16 protein-coding genes are annotated in these 16789 nt (G+C 62.2%); 10 read left to right on the top strand and 6 right to left on the bottom strand.

Translation table 11 applies throughout. The annotated features are described in order from the left end of the window. Positions 1 to 31 precede the first annotated feature (31 nt). Complete coding sequence (locus NEZ08_RS12190) at positions 32 to 820, bottom strand: alpha/beta hydrolase (protein WP_298107146.1); 789 nt, start codon at positions 818 to 820, stop codon at positions 32 to 34. 228 nt (positions 821 to 1048) lie between these two features. Here NEZ08_RS12190 and infC point away from each other — a divergent pair, with 228 nt between their 5' ends. The 5 genes from infC (at position 1049) to pheT (ending at position 6243) form a co-directional block, all read left to right on the top strand. Beyond that, positions 1049 to 1588, top strand: a complete 540-nt coding sequence (infC, locus tag NEZ08_RS12185; RefSeq protein ID WP_298107193.1) for a translation initiation factor IF-3 — start codon at positions 1049 to 1051, stop codon at positions 1586 to 1588. A 360-nt stretch (positions 1589 to 1948) separates the two neighbouring features. Further along, complete coding sequence (gene rpmI / locus NEZ08_RS12180) at positions 1949 to 2149, top strand: 50S ribosomal protein L35 (RefSeq protein ID WP_298107145.1); 201 nt, start codon at positions 1949 to 1951, stop codon at positions 2147 to 2149. Between the two features lie 78 nt (positions 2150 to 2227). Next, entirely contained in the window at positions 2228 to 2587 is a 360-nt protein-coding gene (gene rplT, locus NEZ08_RS12175; protein WP_298107144.1) for a 50S ribosomal protein L20, read from the top strand. 171 nt (positions 2588 to 2758) lie between these two features. Further along, the gene (gene pheS, locus NEZ08_RS12170) at positions 2759 to 3841 is read left to right on the top strand and encodes a phenylalanine--tRNA ligase subunit alpha (protein ID WP_298107143.1); all 1083 of its coding nucleotides are present in this window, start codon (positions 2759 to 2761) and stop codon (positions 3839 to 3841) included. Continuing rightward, entirely contained in the window at positions 3838 to 6243 is a 2406-nt protein-coding gene (pheT, locus tag NEZ08_RS12165; protein WP_298107142.1) for a phenylalanine--tRNA ligase subunit beta, read from the top strand. The genes pheS and pheT overlap by 4 nt, the downstream gene beginning before the upstream one ends. Before the next feature lie 21 nt (positions 6244 to 6264). Here the strand turns inward: pheT and NEZ08_RS12160 are convergent, their stop codons facing one another. Then, complete coding sequence (locus NEZ08_RS12160) at positions 6265 to 7650, bottom strand: FAD-dependent oxidoreductase (protein ID WP_298107141.1); 1386 nt, start codon at positions 7648 to 7650, stop codon at positions 6265 to 6267. A 350-nt stretch (positions 7651 to 8000) separates the two neighbouring features. On the opposite strand from NEZ08_RS12160, the gene NEZ08_RS12155 reads away from it, so the two are divergent. After that, complete coding sequence (locus tag NEZ08_RS12155; protein WP_298107140.1) at positions 8001 to 8855, top strand: YiiX/YebB-like N1pC/P60 family cysteine hydrolase; 855 nt, start codon at positions 8001 to 8003, stop codon at positions 8853 to 8855. A gap of 318 nt (positions 8856 to 9173) precedes the next feature. Then, positions 9174 to 9926: a sulfate transporter family protein gene (locus tag NEZ08_RS12150; RefSeq protein WP_298107138.1), complete on the top strand. Its 753-nt coding sequence runs from the start codon at positions 9174 to 9176 to the stop codon at positions 9924 to 9926. Positions 9927 to 9931: 5 nt separating this feature from the next. Here the strand turns inward: NEZ08_RS12150 and NEZ08_RS12145 are convergent, their stop codons facing one another. Further along, entirely contained in the window at positions 9932 to 10597 is a 666-nt protein-coding gene (locus tag NEZ08_RS12145) for a polysaccharide deacetylase family protein (RefSeq protein ID WP_298107136.1), read from the bottom strand. A gap of 279 nt (positions 10598 to 10876) precedes the next feature. Here NEZ08_RS12145 and NEZ08_RS12140 point away from each other — a divergent pair, with 279 nt between their 5' ends. Beyond that, complete coding sequence (locus NEZ08_RS12140; RefSeq protein ID WP_298107134.1) at positions 10877 to 11758, top strand: J domain-containing protein; 882 nt, start codon at positions 10877 to 10879, stop codon at positions 11756 to 11758. A 538-nt stretch (positions 11759 to 12296) separates the two neighbouring features. Here NEZ08_RS12140 and NEZ08_RS12135 read toward each other — a convergent pair. Both NEZ08_RS12135 and nth read right to left on the bottom strand, forming a co-directional pair. Next, on the bottom strand, positions 12297 to 13505 hold the full coding sequence (locus NEZ08_RS12135) for an ABC transporter substrate-binding protein (RefSeq protein ID WP_298107132.1): 1209 nt from the start codon (positions 13503 to 13505) through the stop codon (positions 12297 to 12299). A gap of 241 nt (positions 13506 to 13746) precedes the next feature. Continuing rightward, entirely contained in the window at positions 13747 to 14529 is a 783-nt protein-coding gene (nth, locus tag NEZ08_RS12130) for an endonuclease III (RefSeq protein WP_298107131.1), read from the bottom strand. 27 nt (positions 14530 to 14556) lie between these two features. Here nth and NEZ08_RS12125 point away from each other — a divergent pair, with 27 nt between their 5' ends. Together NEZ08_RS12125 and NEZ08_RS12120 are read left to right on the top strand one after the other, a co-directional pair. Further along, entirely contained in the window at positions 14557 to 15072 is a 516-nt protein-coding gene (locus NEZ08_RS12125) for a DUF2244 domain-containing protein (RefSeq protein WP_298107129.1), read from the top strand. A gap of 164 nt (positions 15073 to 15236) precedes the next feature. Then, positions 15237 to 16130 (top strand): bifunctional helix-turn-helix domain-containing protein/methylated-DNA--[protein]-cysteine S-methyltransferase, encoded by an 894-nt coding sequence (locus tag NEZ08_RS12120; RefSeq protein ID WP_298107128.1) that lies wholly within the window; start codon positions 15237 to 15239, stop codon positions 16128 to 16130. A 29-nt stretch (positions 16131 to 16159) separates the two neighbouring features. On the opposite strand, the gene NEZ08_RS12115 is transcribed toward NEZ08_RS12120, so the two are convergent. Then, a complete protein-coding gene (locus NEZ08_RS12115) occupies positions 16160 to 16780 on the bottom strand; it encodes a 2,3-bisphosphoglycerate-dependent phosphoglycerate mutase (RefSeq protein WP_298107125.1) in 621 nt (206 codons plus the stop codon). Between the last annotated feature and the right edge of the window lie 9 nt (positions 16781 to 16789).

Raw genomic sequence — 16789 nt, 5'->3', positions numbered from 1 at the left:
GGCGCTGTTTCTCTAGCCGACACAGAGAAGCTTAACCGAATTCGGCGACAGCAGCCAGGATCCGCGCAATGTCCTGCGGCCGCGACAGGCGGTGATCGCCATCCTGGATCATCGTCAGCACCACGTCGTCGGCGGGCAGCCGATGCACCAGCGCAAAGGCGTGCTTCCACGGCACATCGGGGTCCTTCGCGCCCTGCAGGATATGCACCGGACATCCGACCTCGATTGCGCCGCCGAGCAAAAGGTGGTTGCGGCCCTCCTCGATCAGCTTGCGGGTGATCGGATAGGGGTCGCCATATTCGGACGGACGCAGCCACTCGCCGGTGGTCTCGATCTGGCGGCGAACGTCCGGTGAAAACGCTTTCCACATCAGCTCTTCGGTGAAATCGGGCGCCGGCGCGATCAGCACGAGAGCTTTCAGCGAAGCGCGGGTCGCGGGACGTTCGGCGAGTTCGCGCGCAAGCAGAAGCGCCATCCATCCGCCCATCGAGGAGCCGATCACCACCTGCGGGCCGCTCGTGAACCGCTCGAAGACGGCGACGCTTTCTTCCAGCCATCGGCCGATAGTGCCCTCGGCAAAGTCGCCGCCGGATTCGCCATGGCCGGAATAATCGAACCGGGTACAGGCCCGGCCGTGCTCGGCCGCCCACGCGTCGAGGGCCAGCGCCTTGGTCCCGCGCATGTCGGACTTGAAGCCGCCCAGCCAGAAAAGCCCGGGCAAGCCGCCTTTTCGGGCACGGACCGCGATCCGGCGCGGCGCGCCGGCCTCGCCGACCTCGACGAAGACGGGTGTTTGGCTGCCGGTTTCGGGATTGGTCATGACATCGTCATGCGCGAGCGCATGAGGTCCGTCAACCAAAACGCCGGACAAGCGTTATGACTGCTTGCGGAGGGCACGCCTCTGTCCTATCTCGCGGCAAGACAGCATCCCCGTGGCCAGAAAGCCTCGCATTTGATGCTTTTTCGCTTCGTGCGGACAAGTTGGCTTGCCCACGAAGCCTTATTCCTTCAAACTGCCCGCTTCGCTCACAACTTTGGAGAAATACCCATTCGCCGTCCCAACAGAGCCCCGCCCGTCGTTGCCAAAGATGGGCCGCGCACCAACGATGAGATTCGAAACGCAACGGTTCAGCTAATCGACCAGAACGGCACGAACCAAGGCACGGTCGAAACGATCGTCGCCATTAAGCAGGCTGTCGAAGCCGGAATGGATCTCGTGGAGATTTCGCCGAACGCCACTCCTCCCGTCTGCAAGATCATGGATTACGGGAAGTACAAGTATTCGGCGCAGAAGAAAGCGGCAGAAGCCCGCAAGAAACAGAAGACCGTCGAGATCAAGGAAATCAAGCTTCGGCCGATGATCGACGATCACGACTACGACGTGAAGATGCGCGCCATGCAGCGTTTCTTCGAGGAAGGCGACAAGGTCAAGATCACCTTGCGCTACCGTGGCCGTGAGATGGCGCACCAGGAAATCGGCACCAAGCTGCTCGACAAGATCAAGACCGACGTCGCGGATTTCGCGAAGGTCGAGCAGGACGCCCGTTTCGAGGGCCGCCAGGTCGTGATGGTTCTGGCACCGCGTTGATTTGACCTTATTGCAAGACCTCTCGTCCCCGCGCCAGCGGGGACGAAGCCTCCGGCCTTTGGTTCTGCTCGTCCCGCTCGACAACGGCCTCCTGGGGATCACGCCGCCCAGACCGCCGGTGCTGCAATTGCCGAGCGGACGCGCCCCCGCGGATTTGGCGGTTCATCGTTGCCAAAACAGCCTTGTTCTGTCATAAGCGCGGCCTTCATCGCCCGGCTGATCAAAGGGCTGCCGTGGCGATGGCCAGTGCGGGTTTTGTCGACCGACATAGAAACCTGAGCACTTTCAACGCTCTAACGAGCATTTTAGCCGCCGGCCGCCTGATCGGGCGCGTTTTTGTGCGGCCATTAGGAGAGCCAAATGCCCAAATTGAAGACCAAATCGGGCGCCAAAAAGCGCTTCAAAGTAACGGCTACAGGCAAGGTCCTGCACGCCCAGCGCGGCAAGCGCCACGGCATGATCAAGCGGACCAAGAAGCAGATCAGGCAGCTGCGCGGTACGCGCGTGCTGTTCAAGACCGACGGCGACAACATCAAAAAATATTTCCTGCCGAACACCTGATCGCAGGCTTCTGTCCGCTCGCGGCCAACTCCAGGCCGCGACCCCTCATTTTTATTTTTCAGATGAAGGAGACCCGTCATGTCTCGCGTCAAACGCGGTGTGACCGCTCACGCCAAGCACAAGAAAGTCTACAAGGCCGCCAAGGGCTATTACGGGCGCCGCAAGAACACGATCCGCGCCGCCAAGCCGGCGGTCGAAAAGGCCGGCCAGTACGCCTTCCGCGACCGCAAGCGCAAGAAGCGCACCTTCCGCGCGCTGTGGATCCAGCGCCTGAATGCGGCCGTCCGCCCGTTCGGCATGACCTACAGCGTGTTTATCAACGGCCTGTCCAAGTCGGGCATCGTGGTCGACCGCAAGGTGCTGTCGGATCTTGCGATCAACGAGCCGGCGGCGTTCCAGGCGATCGCCGAGAAGGCCAAGGCCGCGCTCGCCGCCTGAGGCGTCAACTCGTTCCGGCTTGCAATTCCGCTGTCATGCCCCGCGTTGGCGGGGCATCCAGTAGCCACCCATCGACGAATTGACCTTCGTGGTTACTGGATCGTCCGCCGAGGCGGGTGATAACAGGCTTGTATGGACTGCGAGCGCATTCTTTCAGAGGTGCCCGTCGCCATGTCCGATCTTGCTCGTCTCGAAGCGCAAATTCTCGCCGATATCGCTGCGGCATCCGACGAAGCCATGCTGGAAGCCGTGCGCGTTGCGGCGCTGGGCAAGAAGGGCTCGATTTCGGCCCTGCTCTCGACGCTCGGGAAGATGTCCCCCGACGAGCGCAAGACGCAAGGCGCTGCGATCAACCTCGCCAAGGACAAGGTGACACAGGCGCTCGCCGAACGCCGCGAGGTGCTGAAATCCGCCGCGCTTGATGCGCGCCTCGCCTCCGAGACCGTCGACGTCACGCTGCCGTTGCGCGATGCGCCGACCGAGACCGGCCGCATCCATCCCTTGAGCCAGGTCTGGGATGAACTCACGGCGATCTTTGCCGACATGGGATTTTCCGTTGCCGAAGGGCCGGACATCGAGACCGACGACTACAATTTCACCAAGCTGAATTTCCCGGAGGGCCATCCGGCGCGGGAAATGCACGACACGTTTTTCTTCAATCCGAAGGAAGACGGCACGCGCATGCTGCTGCGTACACACACCTCGCCGGTGCAGGTCCGCACCATGCTGAGCCAGAAGCCGCCGATCCGCGTGATCTGCCCGGGGCGCACCTATCGCATCGATTCAGATGCCACCCACACGCCGCAATTCCACCAGGTCGAAGGCCTTGTCATCGACAAAGGTTCGCATCTCGGTCACCTGAAGTGGATCCTGCACGAATTCTGCAAGGCGTTCTTCGAGGTCGACCACATCAACATGCGCTTCCGCCCGTCGTTCTTTCCGTTCACCGAGCCCTCGCTCGAGGTCGACATCCAGTGCCGGCGCGACAAGGGCGAGATTCGCTTCGGTGAAGGCGAGGATTGGCTGGAGATTCTCGGCTGCGGCATGGTGCATCCGAACGTGCTGCGCGCCTGCGGCATCGATCCGGACACCTATCAGGGCTTTGCCTGGGGCATGGGCATCGATCGCATCGCTATGCTGAAATACGGCATGCACGATCTCAGGCAGCTGTTCGAGAGCGATGTGCGCTGGCTTTCGCATTACGGCTTCAGGCCGCTCGACATCCCGACGCTGGCGGGAGGGCTGAGCTCGTGAAATTCACCCTCTCCTGGCTGAAGGAACATCTCGACACCGACGAGAGCGTTGAAAAGCTCGCCGACAAGCTCACCATGATAGGGCTCGAGGTCGAGAGCATCGAGGACAAGGCCAGGCAGCTGGCGCCTTTCACCATTGCGCGCGTGATTTCGGCCGAGCAGCACCCGAACGCCGACCGGCTGCGCGTCTGCATGGTCGATACCGGCAATGGCGCGGCGCCGGTGCAGGTGGTCTGCGGCGCGCCGAATGCGCGCGCCGGACTGATCAGCGTCTTCTCGCCACCGGGCACCTACATCCCGGGCAAGGACATCACGCTCGGCGTCGGCACGATTCGCGGCGTCGAGAGCCGGGGCATGCTGTGCTCGGAGGCCGAGCTGAAGATTTCCGAAAACCACGACGGCATCATGGAGCTGCCGGCCGACGCGCCAGTCGGTACGGCCTACGCCTCATGGGCCGGGATTGGCGATCCCGTCTTCGAGATAAACCTGACGCCGAACCGGCAGGACTGCACCGGTGTGCACGGCATCGCGCGCGATCTCGCCGCCGCCGACATGGGCAAGTTCAAAGATCCCGGCATCAAGCAGATCAGAGGCGAATTCCCCTGCCCGGTGAGCGTGAAGGTTGAAGACGCGAGCCTCTGCCCCGGCTTTGCGCTGCGGCTTGTGCGCGGCGTCAGGAACGGACCCTCGCCGAAATGGCTGCAAAAACGGCTGACCTCGATCGGCTTGCGGCCGATCAACGCGCTGGTCGATATCACCAACTTCATGACCTACGACCGCGCCCGTCCGCTGCACGTGTTCGACGCGGCCAAGGTGAAGGGCGATCTGGTGGTGCGCCGCGGCCGCGAGGGCGAGACGCTGCTCGCACTCGACGGTCGCACCTACACGCTCGACAGTTCGATGTGCGTGATCGCGGACGAACAGGGCGTCGAGTCGCTGGCCGGCATCATGGGCGGCGAAGCTTCGGGCTGCTCGGAACAGACCACCGATGTGCTGATCGAATCGGCGCTGTGGAACGAGATCAACATCGCCCAGACCGGCCGCAAGCTCGGTATCAACTCGGATGCGCGGTATCGCTTCGAGCGGGGCATCGACCCGGCCTTCATGGTGCCCGGGCTCGAAATGGCGACGAAGCTCGTGATGGACATCTGCGGCGGCACACCCTCTGATAACGTTGTGGTCGGAAAGTCGTTCGGCGACGACCGCATCATCGAGTTTCCGCTGACGGAAGTGAAGCGCCTCGCCGGCGTCGAGGTTGGCTTCCCCGAAATGAAGCGCATCCTCGGCCATCTCGGTTTCATGGTGGCCGGCAGCGGCCCGGCCGTGAAGGTTGCGATCCCCTCGTGGCGATCGGACGTGCACGGCAAGGCCGACATCGTCGAGGAGATCGTGCGCATTGTCGGCGTCGATCAGGTGCCGATGACGCCGTTCGAACGCGGCGAGGCGCCGCGCAAGCCGGTGCTCAAACCGATGCAGCTGCGCACCCGCCGCGCCAAACGCGCGCTGGCGGCGCGCGGTATGGTCGAGACCGTGACGTGGTCGTTCATCTCCAGGCCGCAGGCCGAACTTTTCGGCGGCGGCAAGGCGGAGCTTGCGCTCGCCAATCCCATTGCTTCTGATCTGTCCGATATGCGGCCGAGCCTCCTGCCGGGATTGATCGCCGCGGCGCAGGCCAATTCCGACCGCGGCTTCGCCGATGTTGCGCTGTTCGAGGTCGGGCAGGTGTTCAGGGGCGACAGGCCCGAGGATCAGTTCACCTCGGCCGCCGGCGTCCGCCACGGCTTTGCGACGCAGGCGGGACTCGGGCGCAACTGGACCGGTTCGGCGGGGGCCAATGCGTTTGACGCCAAGGCCGACGCCTTTGCGGTGCTCGCGGCCGCGGGCGCGCCGATGCAGGCGCTGCAAGTCGTGCCCGGCGGTGCCGCATGGCTGCATCCCGGCCGCTCCGGCAGCATCCAGATCGGGCCGCAGAACGTGCTTGGTCATTTCGGCGAACTGCATCCGCGCGCGCTGGAGAAGCTCGGCGCCGACGGTCCGATTGTGGGATTTGAAGTCATTCTCGACCGCATCCCCGAAGCCAAGGCGCGGCCGACCCGCGCCAAGCCTGCGCTGGAACTGTCGCCGTTGCAGCCGGTGACGCGCGATTTTGCCTTCATCGTCGATCGTACGGTGAAAGCCGGCGATATCCTGCGCGCCGCGCAGAGCGTCGACAGGAAGCTCGTCACCGCCATCACCGTGTTCGACGTGTATGAAGGCAAGGGCATCGAGGACGGCAAGAAGTCTGTCGCGATCGCCGTGACCATCCAGCCGCGCGAGAAGACCATGACCGATCAGGAGATCGATGCGGTCGCAGCCAAAATCGTGGCGGAGGTCAACAAGAAGACCGGCGGCGTGCTGCGGTGAACCGGGTCAATGATACACCGCTCAGCGTGTGCGGCGGCGTTTAGCGGTCGTTCGCGCAGGCGGGCTCGGTTGGCCGAGCGCGCCGATCTTGCGCAGCGCCGCCTCAGCCGCACGCTCGCCGCTTTCCCAGGCGCCATCGACCGTGCCCCAGAGCGTCTCGTGGGTGGCCTCGCCGGCCAGGAACAGATTGCCGGCCGGCTCGGCGAGAATCTTGCGCGAGGGCTCCCCGCCGGGTGCAGCCACCGACATCGCGCCGAGAATATGGGGTGAGGCGTTCCAGCGGGTAACGCTCGACTTCTTCACCGCGAGAACCGGATCGCTCCCGAACAATTTTGTCAGCCATTCCTGCGCAAACGCGACCATCGCTGCCTCGCCCTGACTGGAAAGATCGCGTCCGAAGGAGCCGCCGACATCGATCAGGCATAACGACGAGCCGCCGACATTGGCTGACAGCAGGGCGGTACGGGTGGAGTTGCTCTGCTCGATGAGCGCCTCATCATGCGCGAGCGCCAGCGGATTTCCTGGCAGCACCAGCGCGATGCGATCATAGCTGCCGAGCGAGAGTCTTGCCGCGGCGTCCAACTGGCGCTTCGGTTCCGGCGTGAAGCGGATGTTGCCAGCGGCCAGTACGTTGCTCGAAACGGTGACGATCGCAGCCCGCGCCGCGATGCGCCCCGCGGGCGTTTCCACGGACACCTCGCGGTTATTCCAAATGACTTGATGGGCGGGCGTCGACAACGCGACCGGCAATGGCGCAGCCAGTTTGGTCATCAAAGCGCCCAGCCCCTGGCGGCAGCCGATCGCTGCCATGCGATCCTGCGCGCGCGCCTTGTCCATAACCGACACTTCGCCGAGGTCCTTGCCGACCGCATTCGCGCCGAGGACGAATTCGGTGGTGCCGGCCCAATCGCCGAGGTCTTTCGGCAGCACGGACTCGCAGGCGACGTCGGCCTTGCCGCCGCGCGCGGCGTCATCGATGGCGCGGTTGGCGCGCACGAGGGCTGCGAGAAACTGCTCGGTTTCACCGGCCCGGGCGAAGCGCCGGCCGATGCGGATTTTCTGACCCAATGGGGCGGCGGAGATGTCGAGTCCGGCGCTGCGGGCGAGCCTGGCCATCGGATTGGTCTCGGGGTTGTGCAACCAGCGCGCGCCGCGATCGAACGGCACATCGAAGGTTCCGCCGTCGGTCCAGCAACGGCCGCCAAGTCGGCTATCCGCCTCGACGATAATCACCGTGCGATTGGCGGCCTGGATGCGGCGTGCGGCAGCAATGCCGGCGGCGCCGGCGCCGATCACGACAATGTCAGCCTGGCGCGGTATCGGCGCGGCCCACGCCCCGCTTTCGAGGCCCGGCACCCCTGCGATGGCGGCGGCAGCCGCTAGAAATTCGCGCCGCGTGATGGGCATGTCAGTTCCGGAATTGTTGAGAATAGCGTGAACAATGGGTGTGGGGTTTGGAAGTGCGAAATCCTTGCAGCTCAGCCTTGGCCATGCGGACTTCAGGACCAAAGCAAAACGAGATCAATAAGTTTTTCTTTAGTGTCGTGCGGATTTCCGAGTCCGTAAACGAAGGGCCACCCAGCCTCGGCGTCGGGGCAGAGAGGAGTTTTCAAACTTGCCGCATCCGGCCGGTGGCGGCAACCGTCATGGTAAATCAATCATGATTGAAGCGCCTTTTGCATGAACCAAATTGCAACGGCTTTCGACCATGATATTGGTTGCAAAAAAAGCAGCCAAAAAGCTGCTTGGGGGGACCCATGGGCGTAATGCTCGACACCGTCGGCAAGTGGATCGCTTCCTATCTTCAGAAGGAAGTGCCCGGCTATGAGCCGTTCACCCCGAGCGACCCCGGTCATCTGCGCGGCATCGTCGAGCCCGGCGACGTGCTGCTGGTCGAAGGCAACAACCGCGTTTCCGGCATCATCAAGTACCTGACCCAGTCAACCTGGTCGCATGCCGCGCTCTACGTGGGACCGGTCGACGGCGCAATGGAAGAGGACGGCGAGCCTCATGTGCTGATCGAGGCCAATATCGGTGAAGGTGTTACCTCGGCGCCGCTGTCGAAATATTTCACCTACCATACACGGCTGTGCCGCCCGGTCGGACTGACCTACGAAGATCGCTACACGGTGTGCCGCTATGCCATCAACCGGATCGGCTTCGGCTACGACACCAAGAATATCCTGGACCTGATGCGCTATCTGATTCCGTTGCCCATCCCGCAACGCTTTCGGCGGCGCATGATTGCGTTCGGCTCGGGCGATCCGACCAAGATCATCTGCTCGGCGCTGATCGCGCAGGCCTTCGACGCCGTGCGCTACCCGATCCTGCCGAGGATCACGCTGGCCGGTTCACGGCAGGCGCGCCGGGAAATCCTGCACATCCGCGACTCCTCACTCTATATGCCGCGCGACTTCGACATCTCGCCCTATTTCGAAATCGTCAAGCCGACCATCGTGACCGGGTTCGACTACACCTCTTTGCACTGGGCCGACAAGCAGAAGCCGCTCCCGGAGGTAGCGGGCCAATTCGGTGTGTTTCCAGAAGAGCTCCCAGCGCCGCCGCTTGTTCCTGAAACGGCTGACGAAGAAGCGCCGCTTGCAACTGCGTAAGTAACCCGCAAGACTTTCGTACCCACCCCAACCGCCAATCCGCGACAATCGACCGATCCGCCCCGGAGCCGTGCGCATCAGACCGCAGGGCCTTGCCGAACGCCTATGTCATGGCTACGTCTCGCTGACATTTCATGGGAAGGAAAAGCTGGTGCGGCGAACTGGAAGTTCCTGTCAATTTCGCGGCGAGCCCGTCATAGGAACTTCAAGTTCAAAAGCCGCTACTCCGAAACAACAATTTGCCAGAGATCCTTTGATTCCGAAGTTCGCATCAGAGGTTGCGGCAATAGCTTGCGAACTTCGGAATCGGAGCTCTAGATGATCGAGGCAGCTGTCAGGGCGCTGTCGCAAATTCTGTCGCCGCCGATGCGCTCGATCCTGTGGCGATCGATCGGCCTCGCGCTGGTATTGATCGCCGTGCTGGCGATCGGGCTGCAACGGCTGTTGAGCTGGCTTGCGACCTCGGGTGAGGTCTGGGCCGAGGCGGCGCTCGGACCTTCGTTCCAGACGCCGCTCGATATTCTCGCCTGGATCATTTCGATTGCCGCGGGCCTCGGCGTGGTGTTCGGCGCCGTGCTTCTGATGCCGGCGATCACCTCGCTGGTCGCCAGCTTTTTCGTCGACGAGGTCGCCGACCATGTCGAGCGCGAATATTATCCCGCCGAACGGCCCGGCAACGCGCTGCCGCTCGGCGTTGCCATTCCCGAAGGAGTGAAGACCTCGCTCCTGACGATCCTCGTCTATCTGATCGTTCTTCCATTGGTATGGTTCGCAGGCGCGGGCTTCATTATCTTTTTCCTCGCGACTGCCTGGCTATTGGGGCGGGAATATTTCGAACTCGCGGCGATGCGGTTTCGCCCGCCGCAGGAAGCCAAGGCGATGAGGAAGGACAATGCCGCAGCCGTGTTCACGGCAGGTCTCTTCATCGCCGCCTTTGTCTCGATTCCGATCGTCAACTTGGCGACGCCGCTGTTCGGCATGGCCTTCATGGTCCATATGCACAAGCGCCTGAGCGGGCCTCGCCCTGAGCTCATCGAGCCGGCACGGAAGAAGAGGTTGCCTGTGGCCTGAGCGGCTTAACGCGGCCTGCGTTCGTCTGTGAGATAGCCTTGCGGAAGGCAGACGATCTTGCCTTTCCGTGTGAGCGTGACCGAGTCAGGAAAATCCTGTTCAAACCCGACGCCGAGATCCTCCAGCCGACGAAGCAGTTCCGGAAGACGCGCCAGACAGGCGCCTTCGATATCGTGCAGAACCATCACGCTCCAGGACCCGCCTGAGACCAGCGCGATGCAGCTTTCAACCCAGCCATCTGGATCCTTCCAGTCTCCGGGCACGTTGTTCCAGGTGATGGTCCGGTATTTTTGCGCGAGGAGATGGTCGAGAGCGGGGCGGCTCAAAAGATGCGGCCCGAGACGACCGGAATTGCCGTAGGGCCGGAACAATTTCTCGGCGTGAGCGAACGATCCGATGCGTTGCTGCGCGCCTTCGATCTCACTCACGGCATAATCGTGCTCGGGCCGGTCTCCCAAGGCAACCGTGTGCGACAGCGTGTGATTTCCGATCCAATGGCCGGCCGCATGCGCCCGTCTGATCAGGTCGGCGGCAGCGGGGTCATCAAGCTTCCGTCCGATCACGAAGAATGTCGAACGAATCCTTCGCCGCTCCAGAATCTCCAGCACCCGCTCGGTAATACCGGGCGTCGGGCCGTTGTCGAAGGTCAGGGTGACGCGTCCAATGGTCATTTCGCTCAGGATGGTCGGATGGTTCAGTATTCGTGCGCCAGGGTTAGCAAACGCCGATCATGCCCGACACATCGCGCGATGTCGTAGGAAGCGTTGCCCCGTGTTTCGCGCGCTCAAGGAGGCGAAGCGGACATAATCCGCAGGGACCGGCCGATCGAGCGAAAATAACCCATAGCAGAACAGATGCAGCTCTAATGCAACTTCCGCGGCATCTTCCAGGACCGCCCCTTGAACTCGCAGCCTCTTGTATTATGACGGTCCTACTGGGGCTACAAAGACATGAACAGACGAGATCCTGAGGGCTACTACGCCATTCTGGGCGTAAGCCAACACGCTACGGCGACGGAGATTAAGGCCGCCTATAGGACCCGCGCAAAGGAACTTCACCCCGATCGCAATCAGGCTCAGGACGCATCAGCTCAATTCCGTTTGCTTAATAAAGCATACGAAGTGCTGAGCGATCCGACTTCCCGTGCTTCATACGACACAATAGTGCTTGAGACAGCGAATGATCCAGTAACCGGCGCGCATCATTCGAAGCCCGAGTCAATCGTTTGCTCCTCCTGCGGCAAGCTATCCGCCCAGCCTCGATATGCAATCTTCTTCGCGGTGAAAAGCTTTCTTCTGCTGACGAGGCGATCACCTGTTCAAGGGATTTTCTGCAGTGCTTGCGCTGAGAAAAAGGCCTACAGAGCTTCAGCCGTCACCTGGCTCTTAGGCTGGTGGGGTTTTCCTTGGGGACCGATTTACTCGGCTCATGCCATCATTACAAACATGTTAGGCGGAAAACGTCCGGCAGATGTGAATGCGCGCCTCGCGGCGTATCAGGCATGGTATTTTGTTGCGGTTGGCAAGATGAACCTGGCCCAGGCGGTCGCCATGGATGCCGCTGAGCTTGCTCGACTGGTCCCTTCGAATTCTGCCGGGGCCGAGGTAGGTGGTACTCTCGATCAGTTGCTCCGTGCCACCGGCGCCAGCACCAATCGCTTGAAAAACTCGTGGCGCCTCCTCTCCAGACCCTTCTATGTTCAAGCAGGATCGATTGCTGTCATAGCTCTTGGTATTTGGCTGGGATATGAGAACACCCCGGCAAGCCAGCCACCGCGCGGCCCAAAGACGTATGTGGGAAATCTTTCGGCTACTCCCCGACTTCAGACCTGAAACGGCGAACGTACGTCCGGCCAGCGACGGCACCGAACGGGAATCCTTGGCCCACGGTGGCTGGATATCTACCGGGTTTTCCGCGGCTGAACACTGACGGCAATTCGACTATTGCAGTCGACAATGGTCAGAACGATTCTGATGTCTTCGTGAAGCTTGTCTCACTGAGTAGTGCAAATGCGTATCCGGTCAGGCAGTTCTTTATTCCAGCCGGTCGTAGTTTCAGGCTGGAGAGCCTCCGACAGGGCACTTACGACATCCGCTACCAAGACCTAAGCTCGGGTAGCCTATCTCGATCGGCAGAGTTGTCCGTGACCGAAACGCGCACCTATCAGGGCATACGCTATACCGACCTGAGGTTGACACTGTACAAGGTGCGGAACGGAAATATGCAGATGTACACTTTGTCAGCCGACGAGTTCTGAGCAGAAGCAACATTGGTTAGGTGAGCTGGCCCCGTGGCGTCATTTCGTTGCCGCGCGGCAACCGCTGCCTTCGGATTAAAGCGGACATTGCGCCCGCTTTATCGATGCACGTCCTAACGCTTGACCAGCGGACAGCCGCCGTCGGCGAGCGAGCGGAATGCCTGATCGCCGGGGATGGTGGACAGGATCTTGTAATAGTCCCACGGCTCCTTGGATTCGGCCGGCGTCTTCACCTGCGCGAGATACATGTCATGCACCAGACGGCCGTCGGCGCGCAGGCGTCCGTTTTTGACATAGAAGTCATTGACCGGCAGTTCGCGCATCTTCGCCATCACCGCCTTGGCTTCATCGGTGCCGGCGGCCTTGATCGCGCCGAGATAATGGGTAATCGCCGAATAAACCGCCGCCTGCGGCATGGTCGGCATCCTCCCGAACTTTGCAAAAAAACGCTTCGACCAAGCGCGCGTCTCCGCGTTGCGGTCCCAGTAGAACGCGGTGACCAGTTTCAGTCCTTGAGCGGCCTGAAGCTGCATGCTGTGCACGTCGGAAATGAACACCAGGAGCGAAACGATGGATTGATTCTTGGTCAGGCCGAATTCGTTCGCCTGCTTGGTGGCGTTGACCATGTCGCCGCCGCCATTGGCGAACGCGACCACCTTGGCGCCGGAGGACTGCGCCTGTAACAGGTACGAGCTGAAATCCGCGGTGTTGAGCGGGTGACGCACGCTGCCGAGCACCTTGCCGCCAGCCGCTTTCACCGCCGCGCTCGCATCCGCTTCCAGCGAATGGCCGAACGCGTAGTCGACCGTGAGAAAGAACCAGGTATCGCGGCCTTCCGCCACCACCGCTTTCGCAAGGCTCGTGGTCAGCGCATAACTATCATAGACCCATGAGGCCTCGTTCGGCGTGCACGACTTGCCGGTGAAGGCGGTGCTGCCGACCGCGCCCGCGATTGCGATGCGGTTCTTTTCGGCGGCGAGCTGTTCGACCGCGAGCGCGACGGAGGAGTTGTCGAAGCCGATCGCCATGTCGACCTTGCCGACATCGAACCATTCGCGTGCGATCCCGGCACCGACGTCGGATTTGTTCTGATGATCGCCGGATACGATCTCGATCGGCTTGCCGAGTACCTTGCCGCCGAAATCGTCCACCGCCATTTTCGCTGCGACCACCGAGCCCGGACCGCCGAGATCGGCATAGAGACCGGTTTGGTCGTTGAGCACGCCGATCTTGACGAGATCGTCGGATATTTGCGCGTGCGCCCCGCGCCCAGCCAATGTCGTGACCAACAGCACGGAAACCAACGCAAGCCGAAGCCGCATGGCGTTTCTCCCTGATGATGCGCAGCCCTTGTGTTGGGCTCTGGCGCTTTTGGGCACAAGCCTAGGCTGCTGGAGACCGGGGCACAAGCGCCCCTCTGCACCGGCTCAGTGGAAGGCCTTCAACTCCTCCGGGGAGCGCGCCTCGCGCATCTCGAACCATGTGGCCCCGATGCCACCATCCTTCGCGACGCCGTGCGAGCGCGGCTCCTCAGGATCAGGTCGAGCAAGCGACCCGCTGCCTTCATATTGTCTTTTCCGGCCACCGGCAGAGATCGTTGATCAGGCAGACCGCGCAGCGCGGCTGGCGCGCCAGGCACGTATAGCGGCCATGCAGGATCAGCCAGTGATGCGCGTGCAGCATGAACTCAGCGGGAATGACGCGCTCGAGCCCGAGTTCGACCTCCAGCGGCGTCTTGCCCGGCGCGAGCCCCGTGCGGTTGCCGACGCGAAATACATGCGTATCCACCGCCATGGTGCGTTCGCCGAAGGCCATGTTGAGCACGACATTGGCGGTCTTGCGGCCGGCGCCCGGCAGCGATTCGATCTCTGCGCGCGTGCGCGGGACTTCACCGCCGAATTCGTCGATCAGTTTTCGCGAGAGCGCAATAACATTCCTGGCCTTGGTGCGGTAGAGGCCGACGGTCTTGATGTAGTCGCGCAATTTTTCCTCTCCGAGCGCCAGCATCTTGTGCGGCGTGTCGGCAACCTGGAACAGAGCGCGGGTGGCGCGGTTGACCCCCGCGTCCGTCGCCTGGGCCGACAGCACCACTGCGACCAGCAGCGTGAAGGGATTGAGATGTTCGAGTTCGCCTTTCGGCTCGGGGTTAGCTTTACGAAAGCGCTCGAACGCCTCGCGGACCTCGGCTTCGGTCCACGGCTTTACTTTTTTCGTGTCCGGCGCGCGCTTTGGACTGGCCTGCTTCCGACCGCTCGATTTCACCGCACGCGACGCGGGGGCGGTCCTCGATTTGGGCTTGGCCCCGGACTTCGATTTGGTGGCGCCACGGCGCGTGATTTTCGACATAGTCCGGGTAGGATATACTGATTGGTCATGATGCCAGGCAACGACTTTGATCCAAGCGAGGCGGAGCTGTTTTCGGCTCGGCTTACGCCGCACCGCTCGCTCAGCCGCACCGGCTTCCTGGTGCTGATGGCCATTGTCAGCGTGGTGAGCTTTGCCGCTGGCATGGTCTTCCTCTGGATGGGGGCGTGGCCAGTGTTCGGCTTTTTCGGCCTCGACGTGCTGGCGATCCATTGCGCGTTCCGCCTCTATTTCCAGCGCGCCAAGGCGTCCGAGGAAATTCGCGTCACGCTGTCAGAGCTTTACGTGCGGCGGACCAGCCATCGCGGTCATGTGGTGGAATTCACCTTCAATCCTCTGTGGGTGAAACTCGACCGCCAGATCCATGCCGAATTCGGCATCGAGCGGCTTTACCTGGTCTCCAAAGGGCGGCGCATCTCGATCGGCGGCTTTCTGGGCGCCGAGGAAAAGGAAAGCTTTTCCAATGCCTTGATGGCAGCGCTCCAAGCCGCCCGCCGCGGGCCGACCTATAATCCTGTTCTGTAGCGCACACTCTTTTGACGCGTTTTCTTCGCGCCAACCGGTATCCATCTCGGATCAAGTCCGAGGCCGTGCTTCGCGCGCAAACGCTTTGCCATCAGGAAACGGGTGGTTTGCAAGGTGCCCTCGGCCTACATCGGTGGCATGATCAATCTTGCCGTGATGACGCCATGAACCTCGCCACCGATGAACTTCGCCTGGCCAAGCCGGGGACCCAGAATGCCGCGCTGCGCGATTACGATTCCGTCCGCCGCGCCATCGCCTTCATTTCCGAACGCTGGCGGACCCAGCCCACCATCGAAGCGATGGCCGAGGCAGCCAGCCTCACCCCCGATGAGTTGCACCACCTGTTCCGCCGCTGGGCCGGGCTGACACCGAAAGGCTTCATGCAGGCGCTGACGCTCGATCACGCCAAGAACCTGTTGCGCGATTCGGCAAGCGTGCTGGATGCCGCGCTCGATTCAGGTCTCTCAGGCCCCGGACGGCTGCACGACCTGTTCGTCACTCACGAAGCGATGTCGCCGGGCGAATGGAAGGCGGGCGGCGCCGGCATGACGCTGCGCTTCGGCTTTCACCCCTCGCCGTTCGGCACTGCCTTGGTAATCGCCAGCGAACGCGGCCTTGCAGGCCTCGCCTTTGCCGATCCGGGCGAAGAAAAAGCCGCGCTCATCGACATGAAGAGCCGCTGGCCGCACGCCGCCTACATCGAGGATTACCTCGCCACGGCTCCGCTCGCACAGCGCATCTTCGACAAGAAGCTGTGGCGGCCAGATCAGCCGCTGCGCGTCACCCTGATCGGCACCGACTTCGAGGTCCGGGTCTGGGAGACGCTGTTGAAAATCCCGATGGGCCGCGCCGTCTGCTATTCGGACATCGCAAAGAAGATCGAGTCACCGAAGGCCTCGCGCGCCGTGGGCGCTGCGGTCGGCAAGAACCCGATCTCGTTCGTGGTGCCCTGCCATCGCGCGCTCGGCAAGAGCGGCGCGCTGACCGGCTATCACTGGGGCATCACCCGCAAGCAGGCGATGATCGGCTGGGAAGCCGGGCAGGTGGGGATGCAGTAACCTCCCGTCGGGCCTCATGGCCAACCGCTTCACGCAAGGTCGAGCTTGGATGCGACGGTGGCGTCGGCATTCAGCCGGTAGATGATCGGCGCGCCGGTCGCGAGTTCGCGCTTCAAAATGCCTTCCGGCGACAGCTTTTCCAACACCATGATCAGGGCACGCAGCGAATTGCCGTGGGCTGCGACCAGCGTACGTTCGCCGCGCAGCACGCAAGGGAGAATCTCCTGAACATAATATGGCAGCGTGCGCGCCAGCGTATCCTTCAGGCTTTCGCCGCCCGGCGGCGGCACGTCGTAGGAGCGGCGCCAGATCAGCACCTGATCCTCGCCCCACTTCTTGCGGGCATCGTCCTTGTTGAGGCCGGAGAGATCGCCGTAGTCGCGTTCGTTGAGCGCGAGGTGCTTGTGAACGGGAATTTTGGTTTGCCCGAGCTGGGCCAGCATCAGATCCAGCGTGTGCTGGGCGCGCGTCAGCGCCGAAGTGAAGGCAATATCGAACTCAAGGCCCTGCGCCTTCAGCTTGCGGCCGGCCTCGTTGGCTTCGGCGATGCCCTGCTCGGTCAGATCAGGGTCTTTCCAGCCGGTGAAGAGATTCTTCAGATTCCATTCGCTCTGGCCGTGACGCACCAGCACGAGAAGACGGTCGCTCATGTCAGGACT

Origin of the sequence: Bradyrhizobium sp., from assembly GCF_027451485.1 — a bacterium.
Classification (GTDB): Bacteria; Pseudomonadota; Alphaproteobacteria; order Rhizobiales; family Xanthobacteraceae; genus Bradyrhizobium.
This window is presented reverse-complemented; position numbering and strand designations above follow the sequence as displayed.

Coding starts and splice junctions, on each gene's coding strand:
- NEZ08_RS12125 (WP_298107129.1), top strand. CDS start 14,557: ATGATGCCAGGCAACGACTTTGATCCAAGCGAGGCGGAGCTGTTTTCG.
- NEZ08_RS12140 (WP_298107134.1), top strand. CDS start 10,877: ATGAACAGACGAGATCCTGAGGGCTACTACGCCATTCTGGGCGTAAGC.
- rplT (WP_298107144.1), top strand. CDS start 2,228: ATGTCTCGCGTCAAACGCGGTGTGACCGCTCACGCCAAGCACAAGAAA.
- NEZ08_RS12120 (WP_298107128.1), top strand. CDS start 15,237: ATGAACCTCGCCACCGATGAACTTCGCCTGGCCAAGCCGGGGACCCAG.
- NEZ08_RS12145 (WP_298107136.1), bottom strand. CDS start 10,597: ATGACCATTGGACGCGTCACCCTGACCTTCGACAACGGCCCGACGCCC.
- NEZ08_RS12115 (WP_298107125.1), bottom strand. CDS start 16,780: ATGAGCGACCGTCTTCTCGTGCTGGTGCGTCACGGCCAGAGCGAATGG.
- nth (WP_298107131.1), bottom strand. CDS start 14,529: ATGTCGAAAATCACGCGCCGTGGCGCCACCAAATCGAAGTCCGGGGCC.
- NEZ08_RS12150 (WP_298107138.1), top strand. CDS start 9,174: ATGATCGAGGCAGCTGTCAGGGCGCTGTCGCAAATTCTGTCGCCGCCG.
- NEZ08_RS12160 (WP_298107141.1), bottom strand. CDS start 7,650: ATGCCCATCACGCGGCGCGAATTTCTAGCGGCTGCCGCCGCCATCGCA.
- NEZ08_RS12135 (WP_298107132.1), bottom strand. CDS start 13,505: ATGCGGCTTCGGCTTGCGTTGGTTTCCGTGCTGTTGGTCACGACATTG.
- pheS (WP_298107143.1), top strand. CDS start 2,759: ATGTCCGATCTTGCTCGTCTCGAAGCGCAAATTCTCGCCGATATCGCT.
- NEZ08_RS12155 (WP_298107140.1), top strand. CDS start 8,001: ATGGGCGTAATGCTCGACACCGTCGGCAAGTGGATCGCTTCCTATCTT.
- rpmI (WP_298107145.1), top strand. CDS start 1,949: ATGCCCAAATTGAAGACCAAATCGGGCGCCAAAAAGCGCTTCAAAGTA.
- NEZ08_RS12190 (WP_298107146.1), bottom strand. CDS start 820: ATGACCAATCCCGAAACCGGCAGCCAAACACCCGTCTTCGTCGAGGTC.